Here is a 17,964-nt window from a genome sequence, read left to right as displayed (position 1 = left end):
CTATTGAGCAGCTCTATCAACGCTCATGATATCTTGCAAATAGGCATAGAGATCATCGCGCAGGTCTTCCCGGGCCAGACCAAAGGAAACAGTCGCCTGAAGGAACCCTGATTTAGAACCACAGTCAAACCGTTGCCCCTTGAAGCGATAGCCGTATACGTCATGGCCTTGCGTCAATTCCGCCGCAATCGCATCGGTCAGCTGGATTTCCCCGCCCGATCCGGATTTCAGGTGGCTCAGGTTCTTGAGCACGTTTGGCGACAGGATATAGCGGCCGATCACGGCCAGATTGGATGGAGCGTCTTCGGCTTTGGGCTTTTCGACCATGCCGCGCACCTTGACCAATGCGCCCTGATCGTCCGCCACATCCAGCATCCCGTAGGAAGAGGCGCGTTCTCGGGGTACTTCCATCGCGGCGACCATGTTGCCGCCGGTTTCTGCGTAGGCCTCGACCATTTGTTGCAAGCAGGGCTTTTCGGCGGCAATCACGTCATCTGGCAACATAACCGCGAAAGGTTCGTTGCCGATCAGACGACGGGCACACCAGACAGCGTGACCCAACCCCAACGCCTTGTGCTGGCGGATATAGGCGATGGCACCACTTTCCATGTTTGTATTCTTCAGAATTTCCAGAAGCTCGGTTTTCTTTTTCGACCGCAATTCCTGCTCGAGCACAGGGGAGTGGTCAAAATAATCTTCCAATGCGCCTTTGCCGCGCGAGGTCACAAAGATGAATTCCTTGATGCCGGCAGCGCGTGCTTCGTCAATCGCGTACTGGATCAAAGGGCGGTCGACCAAGGTCATGATTTCCTTTGGCACCGATTTGGTCGCTGGTAGAAACCGCGTACCCAAACCCGCCACCGGAAAAATTGCTTTTGTTACCTTCTTGCGCATAAATGCCCCTGTAGACTTCATATTTGTTTTTTGCTCTGTAAGACACAAACCACTAACAATGCAGTGTTAAAATAGTTTTGCCTGAAAAATATAGCGAGATTTTGCCCGTTTATCGGCGAAAGCCTCTTTGTAAAGCGATCCGCCGGGTTTCCTGCTCTGCCTTTCTGGCTCTGGATGACAGCTTGAACACACGATCACTGCGCTCAACCTTACCAAAAAGCCCGCCTTTCTGCACCCATAATCCGTCATCCGTGAACGAGACTTGGTGGAATGCAACCGTGGGTGACAGAATCAACAACGTCACGATATGGCCCGACGCCAAATCTTCCAGCGCGCGCTTGCGGTCCCGTGTGGCGCTGAGCGGTCTGCTTACGATCATCTTGGGGTGTCTTGGCTGGCTCGGGAAACGCTTGAACGGATCAATGGGATGTTTCGCAAGCGGCGCAGGTGCGACTTTGCGTTCCAGCCCTTCGGCATAGCCGCGATCCAACCGCTGCATCAGGCGACGTATATCGCGCGGTTCCAGCGCGCCAGTTTGAAGAAACCTAAGCGCCCTTTGACGCTGTTCTTTGCGAAGGCTGCGCCATTGGGCGGGTCTGTCGCCTTGGGGTACGTGTTTGCGTTGGAAAGCGGCCCAGCTTGCCCCGATATCGAACAGGTCGGTCGGCACCCTCGCCGCTGTCCGCATCCGGTTTTCTGCGTAGCCGTGGTGGACCTCGGCCAAAGGGACAATCGCCGTGGCATAGCCCGCTTTGGCCAAGCGCATGTTCAGATCGGTTTCGTCCAGATAATAGTGAAAGGCCGGATCGAACCCGCCCAGATCAATCAGCACATCGCGCCTAAACGCCATGTTAGTGCCTTCTGTCTTGATCGCGCGGCCTTTTGGTGGCGTCATCACTGTCGCCTGTTGCGGATCAAGCGCCAGCGCGTGGGGCATCCCGTTACTGTCCAGACTGGCAGCTTTCCATTGATAGGAAATGCCATTGCGTCCGCGCACATATCCCCCCATCGCCGCAACATCACTGCGCATGGCAGGGGCAACCAGATGGCGCAGCCACATGGGTTCAGGCACCGCATCATCGTCAATATACGCAATGATCTCGCCCGCAGCATGGCAAAGCCCAAGATTGCGCGCAGCCGAGATATTAGGCGTATCGTAAGGGACCAGCTTTAGGTCGTCGGCAAAGGGCAAGGCTGTGGCCGATGCGATCCCTGCGGGGTCCGCAACGACGACCACCTCGAAATTCCAGTATTGCAGCTGCGAAATGCCTGTCAGCGTGCGAGCCAGTGATTGTGGGCGTCCACGACTGACGATCACAACACTGACAGGCAGGTCGATCATTCCAAACCCATCTGCGCCATCATTGCCTCGATCTTGGGCACGTCTTCGGGGTTGTTCAATTCCCAGAACTGGCGGCCTTTTGCCTCCACCTCGACGCACAAAACCGTATGACTGTTTTCCATGAACCGAAGCTGTTCCAACCCTTCGAGCTGCTCAAGCGGGCCAACGGGCCACGAGGGGTATGCAGCCAGCGCATCGGGGCGATATGCATAGACACCCACGTGATGAAAAACCGGTGTCGGATCATCGTCGCCATAGGTTTTCGACGTGAACGGCACGACTTCTTTCGAGAAGTAGAGCGCACTGTGATCGGCCGCAAAGACAGATGTCGTGCCCCCGACGCGCCCCGCTTTGCGATCGGCAAGCAGGCTGTTCAACGCAGCACCATCGCAACGCAACACAGGCGTGGCTATCCCTGCTTTAGGGTCGCTTTTCAGCCCCTCGACCAGGCTTTCGACGAACCAATGCGGCGTCAGGGGGGCGTCCCCCTGAAGGTTCACAACGATGTCGTATCCGCCGCCCAGAACCGCGTGTGCCTCGGCGCAACGTTCTGTTCCATTGGCGCATTCAACCGACGTCATGACGACTTCGGCACCAAAGGCTTCTGCCGCCGATTTGATCCGGTCATCGTCGGTTGCGACAACAACCTTGTCCACACCCTGCACTTCGCAGGCCGCGCGCCAGCTGCGTTCAATCAGACTGCGGGATGTGCCGCTGGCCCCCTTGAGCATCGCCAAAGGTTTCGCCGGATAGCGGGTCGATGCATAGCGGGCAGGGATTACAATCAGGACCGACATCAAGACGCCTTTAGATCGACGCCGGGTGCATAGGCGATAAAGAACGGATTTGCGAAATCAGCCTTGCCGTATGTCAGCGGTGTCAGATCATCAAAGCGCACAACCGCACCGCCTGCCCCGTTCAGGACTGCGTGACCCGCGGCAGTGTCCCATTCCATCGTGCGACCCACACGCGGATACAGATCAGCCTCGCCCGTGGCGATCAGACAGAACTTGAGCGACGAGCCCGCGCTGGTCATGTCACGCACGTTGTATTTGGCGATATAGTCATCGGTCGCCTGATCGCGATGCGATTTCGATGCCACGACCATAAGCGCCGAATTATCCGGGTTAGAGACTGTAATTGCCTTTGTCGGGCCCGTTTCACCCTTGGGGAAATCACCGGTTTCTTCAACAGCGCTGCCATCTGCCAGCGTAAAGAACATACGCCCGCGCGCAGGGGCATAGACGACACCACGGGTCGGCACGCCGCCTTCGACAAGGGCGATGTTCACGGTGAAATCACCCCGGCGGTTGATAAATTCCTTGGTGCCGTCCAGCGGATCAACGATCAGGAACGTATCGCCACTGGCGGTATGTGTGGCGGATTGTTCTTCGGTGACCAGCATAACATCGGGAAATGCAGCGCGCAGACCGTCGGAAATGATCTTGTCCGCTGCCTCGTCCGCGATTGTGACGGGGCTTTCATCAGACTTGGTTTTCACCTCAAAATCATCGGTTCCGTAGATCTCCATGATCTTGTCGCCCGCCTCCAGCGATAGACGCCGCATCACTGTCACCAGCTTTTGATAATCCATTATGACGCGACCCCTTCAGTTTCGTTGATTACTTTGCGCAGACCCCTTATGATTATAGATTAACGGAACAGCAAGAATTCCGTGCAAAAACCCATTGCATAGAGGCTTTTGAGATGTTCCAACCCCGCCGCACTGCCCAAGGGCCACTCGCCTCCGCCCTTTCGATTGCTGAACTGGTGTATCATTCGGTTGTCCGGCAGGTGCGCAAGCAGCACAACAATGCCTTTGCTGCGATCGGGATCAACATCTTTCAGGCGGTGATCTTTGTTGGCGTCTTCTATGTGATGTTTTCGCTCCTCGGCATGCGTGGATCTGCGATCAGGGGTGACTTTGTCATCTATATCATGAGCGGCATCTTCCTTTACATGATGCACACCAAAACGGTGACGGCTGTTGTCGCAGCCGAGGGGCCCGCCAGCCCGATGATGCAACATGCCCCGATGACAACGATGGTCGCTTTGGCGGCTGCGGCGTTGGGGTCCCTTTATGTTCAGATGCTGTCGCTGGTGATGATCATGTCGGTCTATCACCTCGCCTTTAATCCGGTGGTTATCTACGACTGGTCAGGGGTGTTTGGCATGATGATGGTGGCATGGTTCACCGGAGTAGCCGTTGGCATGGTCTTGCTTGCAATCAAACCTTGGGCACCGTCTTTTGCGACGATTTTCACGTCCCTGTACCAGCGTGCCAACATGATCGCGTCGGGCAAGATGTTTCTGGCCAATTCACTGCCCAGTTTCATGCTGGCCATGTTTGACTGGAACCCGCTGTTCCACATCATCGATCAGGCGCGCGGTTTCGCATTCATCAATTACAACCCACGCTACAGCAATTGGGAATACGCGGTCTGGGTTGGTGTCGTTTTGATGGTGATCGGTTTGATGGGCGAATTTTATACCCGCAAACACGCCTCGGCCAGCTGGAACGCACGGCGCTGACCTAATCGACCACACGCAGGGTCAGGTTGATACGCCCGCCTTTAGGCAGCAACTTTGACGATCCGGCCCTGATCCGGTCCACCCCGTGATGGTTCAAACGCGCCTCGCCGCCCATGACAACCACATCGCCTGATTGCAGCCAAAGACTGTCGGTTTTGCCGCCGCGCTTTTGGCCGCCGATCCGAAACAGCGCTTCGTCGCCCAGCGAAACCGATACCACCGGCCACCTGAAATCGGCCTCGTCGCGGTCTTGGTGCATGCCCATTTTCGCGTCAGATGCGTAATAGTTGATCAAGCAACACTCGGGCCTGCGCTCCAACCCTGTCAGGCTGTCCCAAATCGCCAAAACGGGATCAGGGATCGCAGGCCAGACCGCCCCGTTCGGATGGGTTTCTGCATAGCGATAGCCGTCGGCATCCGACATCCAGCCATACTGACCCGCAGACGTCATACGCACAGACATCTTTTGCCCACCGGGTGTGACCGGGCGGAAAAACGGGGCTGCCTTGACCACAGTGCGCACCCCATCAAGCACGGCGCGCTGCGCATCGGGATCAAGAAACGCTTTGTGGATTTCAAAGCCACGCAACCGCAAAACCGTCATTTATTTGCCCCTCATGGCCTGAATACGGAAAAATCCACACAGATTCTCCATTTCCTTTCTCATGCAACGGTTGCAGGGTCCAGAACTGCTCCTTATATACCCATCGAACCGCTGAGGGCATCCCGCCCTTGGTCCAAAAGATCGGGGCACGGGTGCCACAATGGGCCCAAGCCTCGTGTCATCGCCTTAACTCAATGAGGGATCAAACCATGGCCAAAGTAATTGGTATCGACCTAGGAACCACCAACAGCTGTATCGCCATTATGGACGGCAGCCAGCCACGCGTTATCGAAAACGCGGAAGGTGCACGTACAACTCCATCAATCGTCGCCTTTACCGACGACGAGCGTCTGGTCGGCCAGCCTGCCAAGCGGCAAGCGGTCACAAACCCAGAAAACACAATTTTCGGCGTTAAGCGCCTGATCGGGCGTCGCAACGATGACCCGGATCTGGCCAAGGACAAAAAGAACCTGCCGTTTAACGTCATCGACGGCGGCAATGGCGACGCATGGGTCGAAGCCAAGGGCGAGAAATATTCCCCTTCGCAAATCTCTGCGTTCATCCTTGGCAAGATGAAGGAAACAGCTGAATCGTATCTGGGCGAAGAAGTGACCCAGGCGGTTATCACTGTGCCTGCATACTTTAACGACGCCCAGCGTCAGGCCACCAAAGACGCGGGCAAGATTGCCGGTCTTGAAGTGCTGCGGATCATCAACGAACCGACAGCGGCGGCCCTGGCCTATGGTCTGGACAAAAAAGAAACACAGACAATCGCGGTCTATGACCTTGGCGGTGGTACATTCGACGTAACCATCCTGGAAATCGACGACGGTCTGTTCGAAGTTAAATCCACCAACGGTGACACGTTCCTTGGTGGTGAAGACTTTGACATGCGCATCGTGAACTACCTTGCGGATGAATTCAAAAAGACCAACGGCGTTGACCTGACCAAAGACAAGATGGCGCTTCAGCGTCTGAAGGAAGCGGCAGAAAAGGCCAAGATCGAACTGTCCAGCGCCAGCCAGACAGAGATCAACCAGCCGTTCATCTCGATGGGCAAAGACGGTTCGCCCTTGCACATGGTGATGAAACTGACCCGTTCCAAACTGGAACAGCTGGTTGGTGACCTGATCAAAGCGTCGATGAAGCCATGTGCCGCCGCGTTGAAAGACGCTGGTATCTCGGCCTCTGACATCGACGAAGTCGTTTTGGTTGGTGGTATGACCCGCATGCCGCGCGTCATCGAAGAAGTGACCAAATTCTTTGGCAAAGAGCCGCACAAGGGTGTGAACCCTGACGAGGTTGTTGCCATGGGTGCGGCCATTCAGGCGGGCGTTCTGCAAGGCGACGTGAAAGACGTTGTTCTGCTTGACGTTACACCGTTGTCGCTGGGTATCGAAACATTGGGCGGCGTATTTACCCGTCTGATCGATCGTAACACCACGATCCCGACCAAAAAGTCTCAGGTCTTTTCGACTGCCGAAGACAACCAGAACGCTGTGACCATCCGCGTGTTCCAAGGTGAACGCGAAATGGCTGCGGACAACAAGATCCTTGGTGCCTTTAACCTGGAAAGCATCCCGCCAGCACCACGCGGCATGCCCCAGATCGAAGTGACCTTTGACATCGACGCGAACGGTATCGTTGCTGTTGGCGCGCTGGACAAAGGCACAGGCAAGGAACAAAAGATCACGATCCAGGCCTCTGGTGGTTTGTCCGATGCAGACATCGAAAAGATGGTGAAAGACGCCGAAGACAATGCCGAGGCCGACAAGGAACGTCGCGCATTGATCGAAGCGAAAAACCAAGCGGAATCGCTGATCCACTCGACCGAAAAGTCGTTGGAAGAGCATGCCGACAAGGTTGACCCAACCACCGTCGAAGCGATCGAACTGGCCATCGCGGCCCTGAATGACGAGCTGGAAACCGACAACGTCGAAAAGATCAAATCGGGCATTCAGAACGTCACAGAAGCAGCGATGAAATTGGGCGAAGCCATCTATAAGGCCGCACAAGACAGCAACGAAGACATGGCCGAGGCAGCTGATGCACCTCATGGCGATGACGATATCGTTGATGCCGACTTCGAAGATCTGGACGACAACAAGCGCGCGTAAGCGTGCCATTGGAACCACTGATGGGGCCGGTCCGCTTGCCGGGCCGGCCCGTCACGTTCCAGCGTAGGAGCTAATTCATGGCCAAACGTGACTATTACGAGATCCTCGGGGTTGCCAAAGGTGCATCCGCTGACGAGATCAAAAAAGGCTACCGTACCAAAGCCAAAGAATTGCATCCCGACCGCAATGCCGACAATCCCAAGGCCGAAGCCCAGTTCAAAGAAGCGAACGAAGCGTATGAGGTTCTAAAGAACGCCGACAAGAAAGCAGCCTATGACCGTTACGGTCACGCCGCTTTTGAAGGTGGCATGGGCGGTGGCGGTCAGCGTCCTGGTGGTTTCGGCGGCGGCGGTCAGGGTGATTTTTCATCCGCATTTTCCGATGTATTCGACGATTTGTTCGGCGATTTCATGGGGCAACGTGGTGCTGGCGGCGGCGGACGTCGTGCCGCGCGCGGTGCTGACCTGCGCTACAACCTTGGCATCTCGCTTGAGGATGCTTTCACGGGACTGCAAAAATCGATCAATGTGCCAACATCCGTTGCCTGCGATTCCTGTAGTGGCACAGGTGCCGAAGGCGGCGCTGAACCCACGACTTGCCCGACCTGTTCCGGCATGGGCAAGGTGCGCGCGCAGCAGGGGTTTTTCACGGTCGAACGGACCTGCCCGACCTGTTCGGGTATGGGTCAAATCGTTAAAAACCCATGCAAATCCTGCCGGGGTGCGGGCCGCCTTGAGAAAGAACGCGCGCTTTCGGTGAATATCCCCGCGGGTGTCGAAACTGGCACACGTATTCGCCTTGCTGGCGAAGGCGAAGCCGGGATGCGTGGCGGTCCATCGGGTGATTTGTACATCTTTATCGAAGTGCAAGATCACGAGCTGTTTGAGCGTGACGGGCCAAACCTGTTTTGCCGCGTTCCCGTGTCAATGAGCACGGCCGCCTTGGGTGGCAGCATCGAAGTGCCGACCATTGATGGCGGGCGCGGGCGTGTTCAAATCCCGTCGGGCAGCCAGTCGGGCCGCCAGATGCGTTTGCGGGGCAAGGGTATGCCCCCCCTGCGCGGTGGTGGCACGGGCGATATGATCATCGAACTGGCGGTCGAGACGCCCGTGAACCTGACCAGTCGCCAAAAAGAATTGCTGCAAGAGTTTGAAAAGGAATCCGAGAACAACAACCCGGAATCCAGCAGCTTCTTTTCCTCGGTCAAATCCTTTTGGGATTCGATGAAGGGCTAAAATTAGGGTGGGGCTTTGGCCCCGCCTGACCCCACATCCTGTGTTTCTTCGGACGCGTTAACTTGTTTGTAACCAGTGGCCATAGATGCTGCTGCTATGCGAAAAAACGCCTCCTCTTTTGCTGATCCACTGCTGCCCTTCCTTCGGGATGAAGCACCTTTGGCGACCCCTGTTTCAGCCAAGCAACCTTCCTACATTGCCGATCACCGCCAACGGTTGCGGGCGCGGTTCATGCAAGGAGGTGCTGACCCGCTCCCGGATTACGAACTGCTTGAACTGGTCCTGTTCCGCGCTATCCCCCGCCGCGATGTGAAACCGCTTGCCCGTGCACTGATGGACAGGTTTGGCGATTTCAACCGCGTTATCACAGCCCCCGAGCCGCGCTTGCGCGATATTTCAGGGGTCGGCGATGCCGTTATTGTCGAGCTCAAAATCGTCGAAGCAGCAGCGCATCGCATGGCCCGGTCAAAAATCATGCAGCGCCATGTTGTGTCCAGTTGGGACGCCCTGCTTGATTATTGCCACACCGTGATGGCGCACCGCGAAACCGAACAGTTTCGGGTTCTCTATCTTGACCGTAAAAACGTCATCATCACAGACGAGGAACAAGGCAAGGGAACGGTTGACCATGTGCCCGTCTACCCCCGAGAGGTCGCAAAACGGGCGCTTGAATTAAACGCCAGCGCGTTGATTCTGGTGCATAATCATCCATCCGGCGATCCGACCCCGTCCCAGGCTGACATCGACATGACACAGCAGGTTATGGCAGCCTGCCAGGCCCTTGGGATGACCCTGCACGACCATCTGATCATTGGAAAATCAAACGAGCTGAGCTTTCGATCCGAAGGATATCTTTAAATCTGCGGCTGACCTGTTCGGATTTGCAGAATTTACGTGACGGCCCGTATCTTCTATCACGCACTCCATGACAGATATGAATATCCCCCAAGATTTGCTTCTTTCAAAACGCGACGGGTTGCCAGATGCACTGCGCGCCCTGATCAAAGCATACCCCCGTGCCGGTTGGGTTCAAAACCCCAACTATTCCCAGCTGATCGCCTTTTGGCTTGACCGTCACATGATGTTTCGCCGCTTGCTGGACCAGTTGGACAGCGACGTCAAAGCAGCGCTGGATGGCGCTGAATCCCAAGACGTTTATAAACGTAAACTGCACCGGTTTGGCGGCATGCTGATCAATGAATTGCACGGACATCATCAGATCGAGGATGCACAATATTTCCCCGTGATGGCCAAGCTTGAAAAAAACGTCGAGCGGGGTTTTGATATTCTGGATACCGATCATCATGCCTTGGATGGCATCCTGTCGGATCTGGCAACCAGCGCCAATGGCGTCTTGCAACACGGCGGGGCGACTGCGGGGTTTATCGATGCGGCAGCCGCGTTCAAAGGGCGGTTGGATGCGTTTCACCCGATGCTGAACCGTCACCTTACCGACGAGGAAGAATTGGTCGTGCCGGTCTTGCTGAAATACGATCCGCCGCAGTTCCGTTAACGGCCTAGCGCACCCAGACTTCGACGCGCCGGTTGGCCTGCCGGCCCCACGCGCTGTCATCGCAGGCCATTGGCAACGCCTCGCCGAACGCATCAACATCCAATGTCACACGTTCAAGGTTAACGGTTACGGCTGCGGTGGTTACGGCACGGCGCACGGCTTCTGCACGGCGCAGGGCAATCTCTCGGTTGGCGCGGGCAGCCCCTTCACCATCACTGAAACCTACGAACAAAAGGCGGCGCGCATCATACTGACCAACCTCAAGCGCGCGGGCCAATTGCTGTACGTTTGACCGCGATTGCGCATCCAGTCTGACCGACCCTGTTTCAAACCGGAAAGACGTGGAAAGCCGCGCCATCGGGGTCAGCGTCGCAGTCATGCGTTGCAGTTCTTCCAAGGTGGTTTCGGGGCCGGCGACACTGATCGCGTTGGCAAAACGATTGCCCTGATCATCGACCGGGATTTCTTCGGGGGTTTGATCCACAAATCCCGCCCGGCGGATTACGATCTGCGCCGTCGGGCTGCGGGTGAACGACAGAAAATCCCGCGCCAATTGCGGCAAACGCCGAGCCGGAAAATACAGAAACATCGGTGCCGTCAACGGATAGTCTTCGGTTTTGATCGTCCGGCGAGAGGCATCAAGCGCAAACCCGCAAGCGCCTGTTAACGTCAACACATTGGTATTTCGCCGCTCGGCATAGCTGGTGATGCCCAGGGAAAAAGTATCAGCTGCAACGGCAGTCGCCAAATCAACCGGCAGCGCATGGCGGGTGATACCTTTCGCCAGTTCCAGGTCGACAGGGCCCAAGACCTGATCCGTGATCGCCTGCGCCAGACCGCTGCTGTCATCGGGCAGGTGCAGATCAATCGGCGCGTCAGGCCCGCCCAAGCTGTTCCAATTCGTGATCTTGCCGGAAAAAATTTCAGCCAGGGTGACTGGCGAAATGGATTTAACCGGGCTCGACGCCGACACCACCGGAACAACCGCATCCAAGGCCAACACACGGCTACGGTTCAGCCCTGTCATGTCGCCCATTCCTGCTTCTCGGGCACGTTGGCGTTCCTCGGGGCGCATTTCGCGCAGGGACATCACGATATCGGCCTCATCGGCCAGTAGATCGGCAAAGCCCTCGTCGGTATTGCTGGCATGAAACATAAAGATGCCAACTGTCTTCCCGGTTTTCTCGTCTTCCAGAAGATAGGTAAACCGGTCGTCTTCCTCATCTTCACGGCGGGCGCGATAGCCGCTTCGAGCGGCAAAGGCGTCAATGAGGGCGGGCATCAGAACCTGCCCCATTGTGGCCGAGCCGGATAATTGCAGCTCAGCGACATAGCTTTCGAGGTTGGGACAGCCCGGACCAGAACATTGTACTCCTGACCCGTCGACGGTCAGTTCGCCATATTCGGTGTCGATCCGGTAAAATTCGCCGTCAAAACCCAGCAGTGTCCCGCTAAGTTCGATCTTGCCATCCCGCGACGTCAGCGCCACATCCTGTGCCACCAAGGATCCAGCCCAGCCAAATATGAAAAGTGCGACGAAAACCGCCGCACGTAATGAAGTGAGCATGTACCCTCAAACGCTGATTTAGTTGCTGGCAACTTTCAGGTCTGTGAACAGATTATTCAACACCAGAAAGCTACCAACTGCATCACAATCGGGCACAGACAGGGTTAAATCTCGTGTTCGGATATCATTCCCCGAAACCAGTTCCAAGGATTGGGCTTCTATCTCCTGGCCGCAATTGCGTGAATTCACCTCTGCCTCGACGCTGATTGCAACGCCGCCATCGCGGCCAACACTGTCAGCAGGCAAGGTATACACTTCGGCAATCATCGGTGAAGTCGCGCTCAAATCACCGTTGATGGTGATAAACCCGCCTTCGCCTGTGATCGCTGACGCCATATCGCGCGGCTTGCCAGACCAGACATGGCCGGCGTCGCCGTATCCTGCGCCGAACTCAAGCGCGTGAATCTCGAAGCCGGCGTTGTCTTTCCATTGCAGGACCACACGGTCAAAATCGGCAAGGTCTTCGACTTTGGCCTGCGCCACGGCACCGTCACCATTGCCAAAGGCAAATACAAACACGGCTGTTTCGCTTAGGGCGGGAACGTTGATGTTCAGCCCGCCGGTGGACGACGTGGTTTGCGAAAAGATCATGCCGTTGTGATGAACGGTGATCCGTTCGTTCGGAAGGCACGGCGCATCAAGGGTAAGGTTTACCATTGCGGCGGCCATCGGGCGCGCCTCGGCGCTGATCTCGCAACTGTCAGAGACCACCTGTGCCGAAGACCCTGCCACAGGCGCTTCAACGTCTGATACGGCGGCAAGCGTTGCCTCTGTAGCGGGTACAGAAAACTCGACCTCGACTTTCTCTTGGTCCAGATCAAAGGCTGCCGATGTCAGTTCGATATCCTGCACCTCGAGGATCGACGATTCAGCGGCAAGGCCTTGCATCTCACGCTCATGCTGCGCCACGTCCGATGCGGCCCCGTAACGGTCGGTCGCCGCGTCAGAGCTTTGCATGATAAATCCGATGCCCAAAGCGCAACCAAGGGTGCCTGCGGCAGTAAAGATTTCTTTGGTACGTGACATGTCGATGACCCCGCTTGGAATGATTCCAGTCGAATATCGGACATAAGGACGTCGAAGCTAAGGCAACGCAAAGGTATCAATCAGGCAATTTTGAGGCAGCGACACCCGGTGGCGTCAGGTTTCGTAATAGCCCTGGCCATACGCGGCATATGCACCGCCCTTGGCACCATAGCCGTATCTTTTCATGCCCTTTTCATCAATCTGACCCAGAACAAACCCGGTAATACGCTGATTGGAATTGTGGAACATCCGCATGGATTCGTCCAATAGCGCCTTGCTGGTGCTGTCCCATTTCACCGAGAACAGGATCGCGTCAGCATTCTGGGCAATGATCCGCGCGTCGGGAACAACCAACACTGGCGGCGTATCGATGATGATAAAATCATATTGCTTGCGCATCTCGGCGATGAACGTCTTGAAGGTATCGGACGAGAAAATATCCGCCGCGTTCACGCTGGTTTTTTCGCCCGCCAGAACATCCGCTTCAAAACCCTTTGGGCGGTGAATGGCATCGGCAAAATCAATTTCCCGGTTCAACACGGACGCAATGCCGACTTTTGGCAGGGAGGGGAAATATTCGTTCAACGTCCGGCGTCTGATATCACCTTCGATCAGCAGCACGGATTTCCCCAGACCGGACAGGAACTTGGCCAGAGCCAGCGAAACCGTGGTCTTACCCTCGCCGGGGATCGACGAAGTTGACACGATGACCTGAGGCTTCTTATCAAGATTCGACAACATCAAGGAGGTTCGCAGGTTGCGAATGGCTTCTGCTGCGGCCGATGTTGGCTTGTCCGAAAGATACTGCAACGTGTCCTGACGTTTACGGGTCGGGATGAGCGGTATTTGCCCCAGAACGGTATAACCTGTGTAGGCTTCCAGATCGCCCGCCGTGCGGAACGTGCTCATCCGGAACTCGCGCAGCAGCACAAGGCCGGAACCGATCATGGCCCCAAGGATCATGGCAAGCGCTACGATCTGCGATTTCTTGGGCGCGCTCGGGCTCGCGGGCACAACAGCATGGGACAAAACCCGGCTATCCGCTTTTTGAATGCCTTCCTGGGCGGATGTTTCTTTCAAACGGGTCAGGAAATATTCGTACAACAGCCGGGTTGCCTCGGATTCACGGGTCAACTGTTGCAGCGCAATCAGGTCTTGGCCTTGGTTCTCAAGCTGGCTGCCAAGCTCCGTTTCCGACAGGCGCAAGGCGGTCAATTGTTGCCCGGCCCGTGTGATATCTGTCTGCACGCGATTGATGATCGTCTGAAAGCGCAGATCAAACGTGTTCAGGTTCGCCGCAGATGACATCCCGCCACTGGCGATACGGTTAAGCGTCGCATCATTGGCCACGGCCAGTTTTTCGTCAGGCGTTTTGGCGGCGTTCAGCTCGTCCAGCGCTTTCTCAAGGCCAGCCTTGGTGATCTCGGCATTGGTGATCCGATCCCGCAGATCCTTGATCTGCCGCTCGAGTGCTTGCAATCCGTCAACAGAGACAAGCTGCGTTTGCGCGGTGAAATCCGATACTTTCTTTTCAGCGGTCTCCAACTGGACCTGCAATTCGGAAACCCGATTGCTCAACCATTCTGTCGCTTGCTCGGTTGCGGCGAACTTCACTTCGATCTGGTTCAAAATATAGATTTCGGACAGTGTATCAGCGATTTTTGCAGATTTGACCGGCGATTGGGTTTCAACTGCAATATTGAAGACCAGACTTTGCCGGATGTTGCTTACCGCAATTTTGCTCAGCAAGTTGGCAGTTACGTTATCGCGGATACGGTTCTTCTTTAGAACTTCATCCTGCGCGATTGCATCGGAACTGCTGGGGCGGATGATAGATTTGATCATGCCAATGACCGATCCGATCAGCGACGGTTCCCTCAAACTGCCGTTAAACTCCGGATCTTCGATCAGGTTTAGCCGCTCGACCACTTTTTCAGCCAAACCACGAGACCTCAACACCTCTACTTGGGTGTTTACCTCGGTGCTGTCGCCCGACAGACCGCCGGCAACGGATTGCAGGTCAACAATGCTATCCTGCTTTGTCTGCAAAATTACCACCGCAGTGGAGCGGTACATCGGAATTGCCACGAAATACGCATAGTAAATGGCCAGGGTCATTGCGATGCCGGTCACGATCGCGATCAGCCACTTTCCCCGCCATAGAGTCCCGATCAGGGCACCAATGTCGATTGTATCCTCTTCGGCTTCGGATCCGCCCTGAGGTTTCTGCAAAATATCGCGCATTGTATTCCTGTCGTTCTTCAAAAGGTGGCTCAATTCCGTGGAGGAAATCCGCCACCAAATCAATTTCAACCAAAGTTCGGCTCAGTAAAGTTTCATGTGCCAGCTACAGTGCTGATCCTATTGTCCTGCTAAGAATTGGCTACCCTGTCATATTTGGGGGACTACTAATGGCTTGGTCGGAAATTTCAACATAAAGTTGACTGCCACACACTAGTTCGCGTGACTTTCAGCGCTGCCATTACATCAACCCGTCTTTTGCAATAAATTCGGCCAGCTTGAGAATCAACTGCCCGCGTGCCGCGGCAATTCCGGCGGGGCCGCTCTTGGGGTCAAACGTGACGGTTTGATCGAACAGGCCCGACCGTTCCCGGCCACCGCCGGTGACGGCAACGAAATACTGGCCGGTTGCGCGGAACTGACCGGTTTCTGTCGCCAATAGCTCGGCAAAACGCAGCTCGAGCCGGGCATCGGGGTAGGCCTCAAAGGGCCACGGCTCGGATGCGATGCGGCGGTTGGTCAGGCGGGACAGGCTTTCACTCAGCTCAAGCGCGACGGCGCGTTCGGGCGCATCGGCCCACAGTTGATCTGAAGAGCTGACCAATGTGCCGTCATTTTTACGAATGTGGATTTCGTCGGCAGCTGCATAGCTGGGCAAGGACACATCGCGCACCTCGACCGATCTAAATGCAATGCGCACGGTTTCCGTCACAGGGGGGATCGTAACAGCATAGCGATCCACAGACCCGCAGGCCGCAAGCGCCAAGGCAAAGCCCAATGTTGCAATCGTTTTCAAAGCATTCATTTTTTAGCGTCCTAGCAGTAGCGAGTTTGGATTACGTTCAATGGTCCGCGCCAAAGAAGCAAGCGCGTCAGCCGCTTTTTGAATATCACGCAGTGTCTCTTGTGCGGTGCGGCTTATCTGTTCGCCTTGATCATATCCCTGAATTGTACGGCTGGCCTGATTGAACAGCGATGACAGTCGGTCAACGATTTGTGGCAGGTCTTTTGCCGATACGGCGATATTATCGGCGGCATTGCGTGCGGAAGCCAGGGTTTGGTTCACGTTTTCAACAGCCCCGCCTTCACGCAGTTCTTGCAGGGTGTAATTCAGCTCGTCCAACGCGTTTTTCAGCGATCCCGGCAATGCAATAGCATCAGGGGTACCGATAACGGCGTCGGCTGAACGGGTCAACGCGGTCAGCTCGTCCACCAATTGCTGCAACTCGATCTCGCCGGCTTTCGCGGCGACGGCCTGCATCTCTGTGATCAGTTCCGGCACGCCTTCGGTTGAGCTTGTGAACGCATCCGCGGCACCGGATACCGCGTCAACGGCATCCATCAACCGCCTGGCCATTTGCTCTTGCTCAAGCGTTGCGACCAGCGCTTCGACCCGCGACAAGGTCGCGTTCAAGGTAACCGGGATGTTTTGCACGGAGTCCGATGCAACCAATCCGGTGACTTCGTTGATCAACGTCCGCACATCTTTGGGCGTCTGTTGCAATTCGTCACTGCCGATAAACGACTGGGCCGAATTCATCAGGGCAATGGCGCTGTTCAACAGCTCTTCGATGGGCAGGTTATTGATACGGGTGAACACACCTTCCACGGTTGCAGCCGCGTCAGAGGTTTCGTTTTTCGTTGTCGGCATGACAGGCAAACCATCAGGTGCCGCAACCAGCCGTGCCGTTGGCGCGCCTTCGACCGTCACCAGTTCAACCTTAAGGCCGCCGGTCAGCAGGCTGGCCGAGGCCAGACGCGCGCGCAAACCGTTCGCCACGCGGTCTTGCAGGAATTCCAGCGCGCTTTCTGCCGATACCTCGCCGGGAAGGCCAAGGCGCGCGGGCTGGATCGAAAGGGTCACATTCAAACGGACACGGCTGTCGCCAAACTGGTCGTAATCAACAATGCCGGACAATGCTTCGACCTGACCGATGTTCAGCCCGCTCAATTCAACTGCAGCCCCGACCGCAAGGCCCGAAACATTTTCATCAAAGATCACGCTTAGCTCCAGCGGATCGACGGCAGAGGAATTGAATACCGCGCTGCGGGCCTCTTCTTTGCTTGAAAAGATTTCAAACACGGTCCCGTCTTGGACCCGACCCCCGCCTGACACGAATGTGTCAAAGGTCACGCCACCCCCAATAAGTGTCGCGATGGATTGGAAATCGATTTCGGCACCGCTTGGCCCGATAGAGACGCTAAATCCGGAACTTTCCCAAAAGCGGGTGGATGTGTTTATCAGATTGCGGTGCTCTTCATAGATCAACGCCTCCACGATTGCGAAATTGCCAAGCGGTGCGATTTCGGCCTTGCCCAGACGGCCCACTTCGATGCCGCGATACAGGATCGGCGCGTCGTCTGTCAGTTGACCGTTCCCGACCGTACGAAACGCGATCTGCAAACCGTTCTGTCCCGCCCGGATCAGCGGCGCAGAGTCAGCCCCGCTAAAGCGGTTTTCAAAGGTGCCGATTTCGTCGTTCCAGGACCCTTCAATATAGACCCCGCTTAACACGGTACTCAGACCGGTAATCCCTTTGGCAGACACTTCGGGCTGCACGATCCAGAATGCGGCGCTGTTATCAATATAGGGTGCCACATCTTTATCGACGCGGATCGTGGCAACAACCTTGCCCAATCCCCGGGAGAACCCGACCGCTTCGACGCGGCCGACGGTCACATCGCGATACCGCAATTCGGTTTCACCCGCCTTGATGCCGGCACCCTTTTCGAATTCAACGTAAATTTCGGGCCCGCGCGCATTATAGCTGTTCCACGCGACACCCAGGGCAACCAAAAGCGCCAATAACGGAATGATCCATACGATCGACGCGCCGCTCAGGAATATCTTGCGTGCGGATTTGATCGACACGTCAGGTGGTGTATCAGTCAT

At 56.0% G+C, this 17,964-nt stretch carries 15 protein-coding genes; 5 read left to right on the top strand and 10 right to left on the bottom strand.

The window, feature by feature from the left end; translation table 11 throughout:
* The 4 genes from galU to cysQ all read right to left on the bottom strand — a co-directional run bounded on the left by galU (position 1) and on the right by cysQ (position 3,830).
* Positions 1-894: a UTP--glucose-1-phosphate uridylyltransferase GalU gene (gene galU, locus HGT1_RS13170; protein ID WP_176250412.1), complete on the bottom strand. Its 894-nt coding sequence runs from the start codon at positions 892-894 to the stop codon at positions 1-3.
* A gap of 109 nt (positions 895-1,003) precedes the next feature.
* A complete protein-coding gene (locus HGT1_RS13165; protein ID WP_176250411.1) occupies positions 1,004-2,236 on the bottom strand; it encodes a glycosyltransferase family 2 protein in 1,233 nt (410 codons plus the stop codon).
* A complete protein-coding gene (locus tag HGT1_RS13160; RefSeq protein ID WP_176250410.1) occupies positions 2,233-3,033 on the bottom strand; it encodes a 3-deoxy-manno-octulosonate cytidylyltransferase in 801 nt (266 codons plus the stop codon). The genes HGT1_RS13165 and HGT1_RS13160 overlap by 4 nt, the downstream gene beginning before the upstream one ends.
* The gene (gene cysQ, locus HGT1_RS13155) at positions 3,033-3,830 is read right to left on the bottom strand and encodes a 3'(2'),5'-bisphosphate nucleotidase CysQ (RefSeq protein ID WP_176250409.1); all 798 of its coding nucleotides are present in this window, start codon (positions 3,828-3,830) and stop codon (positions 3,033-3,035) included. Before cysQ ends, HGT1_RS13160 begins: the two co-directional genes overlap by 1 nt.
* 113 nt (positions 3,831-3,943) lie before the next feature.
* Here cysQ and HGT1_RS13150 point away from each other — a divergent pair, with 113 nt between their 5' ends.
* A complete protein-coding gene (locus HGT1_RS13150; protein WP_176250408.1) occupies positions 3,944-4,768 on the top strand; it encodes an ABC transporter permease in 825 nt (274 codons plus the stop codon).
* Between the two features lies 1 nt (position 4,769).
* On the opposite strand, the gene HGT1_RS13145 is transcribed toward HGT1_RS13150, so the two are convergent.
* On the bottom strand, positions 4,770-5,372 hold the full coding sequence (locus HGT1_RS13145) for an alpha-ketoglutarate-dependent dioxygenase AlkB (protein WP_176250407.1): 603 nt from the start codon (positions 5,370-5,372) through the stop codon (positions 4,770-4,772).
* A gap of 209 nt (positions 5,373-5,581) precedes the next feature.
* Here HGT1_RS13145 and dnaK point away from each other — a divergent pair, with 209 nt between their 5' ends.
* The 4 genes from dnaK to HGT1_RS13125 all read left to right on the top strand — a co-directional run bounded on the left by dnaK (position 5,582) and on the right by HGT1_RS13125 (position 10,237).
* The gene (dnaK, locus tag HGT1_RS13140; RefSeq protein WP_176250406.1) at positions 5,582-7,489 is read left to right on the top strand and encodes a molecular chaperone DnaK; all 1,908 of its coding nucleotides are present in this window, start codon (positions 5,582-5,584) and stop codon (positions 7,487-7,489) included.
* Between the two features lie 77 nt (positions 7,490-7,566).
* On the top strand, positions 7,567-8,724 hold the full coding sequence (gene dnaJ, locus HGT1_RS13135; RefSeq protein WP_176250405.1) for a molecular chaperone DnaJ: 1,158 nt from the start codon (positions 7,567-7,569) through the stop codon (positions 8,722-8,724).
* A 96-nt stretch (positions 8,725-8,820) separates the two neighbouring features.
* Positions 8,821-9,582 carry a DNA repair protein RadC gene (gene radC, locus HGT1_RS13130; protein ID WP_176250404.1) on the top strand — a complete coding sequence of 254 codons (762 nt, stop codon included), beginning with the start codon at positions 8,821-8,823 and terminating at the stop codon, positions 9,580-9,582.
* A gap of 67 nt (positions 9,583-9,649) precedes the next feature.
* Entirely contained in the window at positions 9,650-10,237 is a 588-nt protein-coding gene (locus HGT1_RS13125) for a hemerythrin domain-containing protein (RefSeq protein ID WP_255200201.1), read from the top strand.
* Between the two features lie 4 nt (positions 10,238-10,241).
* Here HGT1_RS13125 and HGT1_RS13120 read toward each other — a convergent pair whose 3' ends face one another.
* The 5 genes from HGT1_RS13120 to HGT1_RS13100 all read right to left on the bottom strand — a co-directional run bounded on the left by HGT1_RS13120 (position 10,242) and on the right by HGT1_RS13100 (position 17,964).
* Positions 10,242-11,804 (bottom strand): substrate-binding domain-containing protein, encoded by a 1,563-nt coding sequence (locus tag HGT1_RS13120; RefSeq protein ID WP_176250403.1) that lies wholly within the window; start codon positions 11,802-11,804, stop codon positions 10,242-10,244.
* 18 nt (positions 11,805-11,822) lie between these two features.
* Positions 11,823-12,830 carry a hypothetical protein gene (locus tag HGT1_RS13115; RefSeq protein ID WP_176250402.1) on the bottom strand — a complete coding sequence of 336 codons (1,008 nt, stop codon included), beginning with the start codon at positions 12,828-12,830 and terminating at the stop codon, positions 11,823-11,825.
* A gap of 114 nt (positions 12,831-12,944) precedes the next feature.
* The gene (locus HGT1_RS13110) at positions 12,945-15,074 is read right to left on the bottom strand and encodes a polysaccharide biosynthesis tyrosine autokinase (protein ID WP_176250401.1); all 2,130 of its coding nucleotides are present in this window, start codon (positions 15,072-15,074) and stop codon (positions 12,945-12,947) included.
* Positions 15,075-15,312: 238 nt separating this feature from the next.
* The gene (locus HGT1_RS13105) at positions 15,313-15,876 is read right to left on the bottom strand and encodes a membrane integrity-associated transporter subunit PqiC (protein WP_176250400.1); all 564 of its coding nucleotides are present in this window, start codon (positions 15,874-15,876) and stop codon (positions 15,313-15,315) included.
* 3 nt (positions 15,877-15,879) lie between these two features.
* Positions 15,880-17,964 carry an intermembrane transport protein PqiB gene (locus HGT1_RS13100; protein WP_255200200.1) on the bottom strand — a complete coding sequence of 695 codons (2,085 nt, stop codon included), beginning with the start codon at positions 17,962-17,964 and terminating at the stop codon, positions 15,880-15,882.

Origin of the sequence: Sulfitobacter sp. HGT1, assembly GCF_013282155.1 — a bacterium.
Lineage (GTDB): Bacteria > Pseudomonadota > Alphaproteobacteria > Rhodobacterales > Rhodobacteraceae > Sulfitobacter.
This window is presented reverse-complemented; position numbering and strand designations above follow the sequence as displayed.

Excerpts from the sequence above, each read along its gene's own strand:
- HGT1_RS13160 (WP_176250410.1), bottom strand. The coding sequence starts at position 3,033 with ATGTCGGTCCTGATTGTAATCCCTGCCCGCTATGCATCGACCCGCTAT.
- HGT1_RS13105 (WP_176250400.1), bottom strand. The coding sequence starts at position 15,876 with ATGAATGCTTTGAAAACGATTGCAACATTGGGCTTTGCCTTGGCGCTT.
- HGT1_RS13115 (WP_176250402.1), bottom strand. The coding sequence starts at position 12,830 with ATGTCACGTACCAAAGAAATCTTTACTGCCGCAGGCACCCTTGGTTGC.
- HGT1_RS13150 (WP_176250408.1), top strand. The coding sequence starts at position 3,944 with ATGTTCCAACCCCGCCGCACTGCCCAAGGGCCACTCGCCTCCGCCCTT.
- HGT1_RS13125 (WP_255200201.1), top strand. The coding sequence starts at position 9,650 with ATGACAGATATGAATATCCCCCAAGATTTGCTTCTTTCAAAACGCGAC.
- galU (WP_176250412.1), bottom strand. The coding sequence starts at position 894 with ATGCGCAAGAAGGTAACAAAAGCAATTTTTCCGGTGGCGGGTTTGGGT.
- HGT1_RS13120 (WP_176250403.1), bottom strand. The coding sequence starts at position 11,804 with ATGCTCACTTCATTACGTGCGGCGGTTTTCGTCGCACTTTTCATATTT.
- cysQ (WP_176250409.1), bottom strand. The coding sequence starts at position 3,830 with ATGGATTATCAAAAGCTGGTGACAGTGATGCGGCGTCTATCGCTGGAG.
- dnaK (WP_176250406.1), top strand. The coding sequence starts at position 5,582 with ATGGCCAAAGTAATTGGTATCGACCTAGGAACCACCAACAGCTGTATC.
- radC (WP_176250404.1), top strand. The coding sequence starts at position 8,821 with ATGCGAAAAAACGCCTCCTCTTTTGCTGATCCACTGCTGCCCTTCCTT.
- HGT1_RS13145 (WP_176250407.1), bottom strand. The coding sequence starts at position 5,372 with ATGACGGTTTTGCGGTTGCGTGGCTTTGAAATCCACAAAGCGTTTCTT.
- dnaJ (WP_176250405.1), top strand. The coding sequence starts at position 7,567 with ATGGCCAAACGTGACTATTACGAGATCCTCGGGGTTGCCAAAGGTGCA.
- HGT1_RS13100 (WP_255200200.1), bottom strand. The coding sequence starts at position 17,964 with ATGACTGATACACCACCTGACGTGTCGATCAAATCCGCACGCAAGATA.
- HGT1_RS13165 (WP_176250411.1), bottom strand. The coding sequence starts at position 2,236 with ATGATCGACCTGCCTGTCAGTGTTGTGATCGTCAGTCGTGGACGCCCA.
- HGT1_RS13110 (WP_176250401.1), bottom strand. The coding sequence starts at position 15,074 with ATGCGCGATATTTTGCAGAAACCTCAGGGCGGATCCGAAGCCGAAGAG.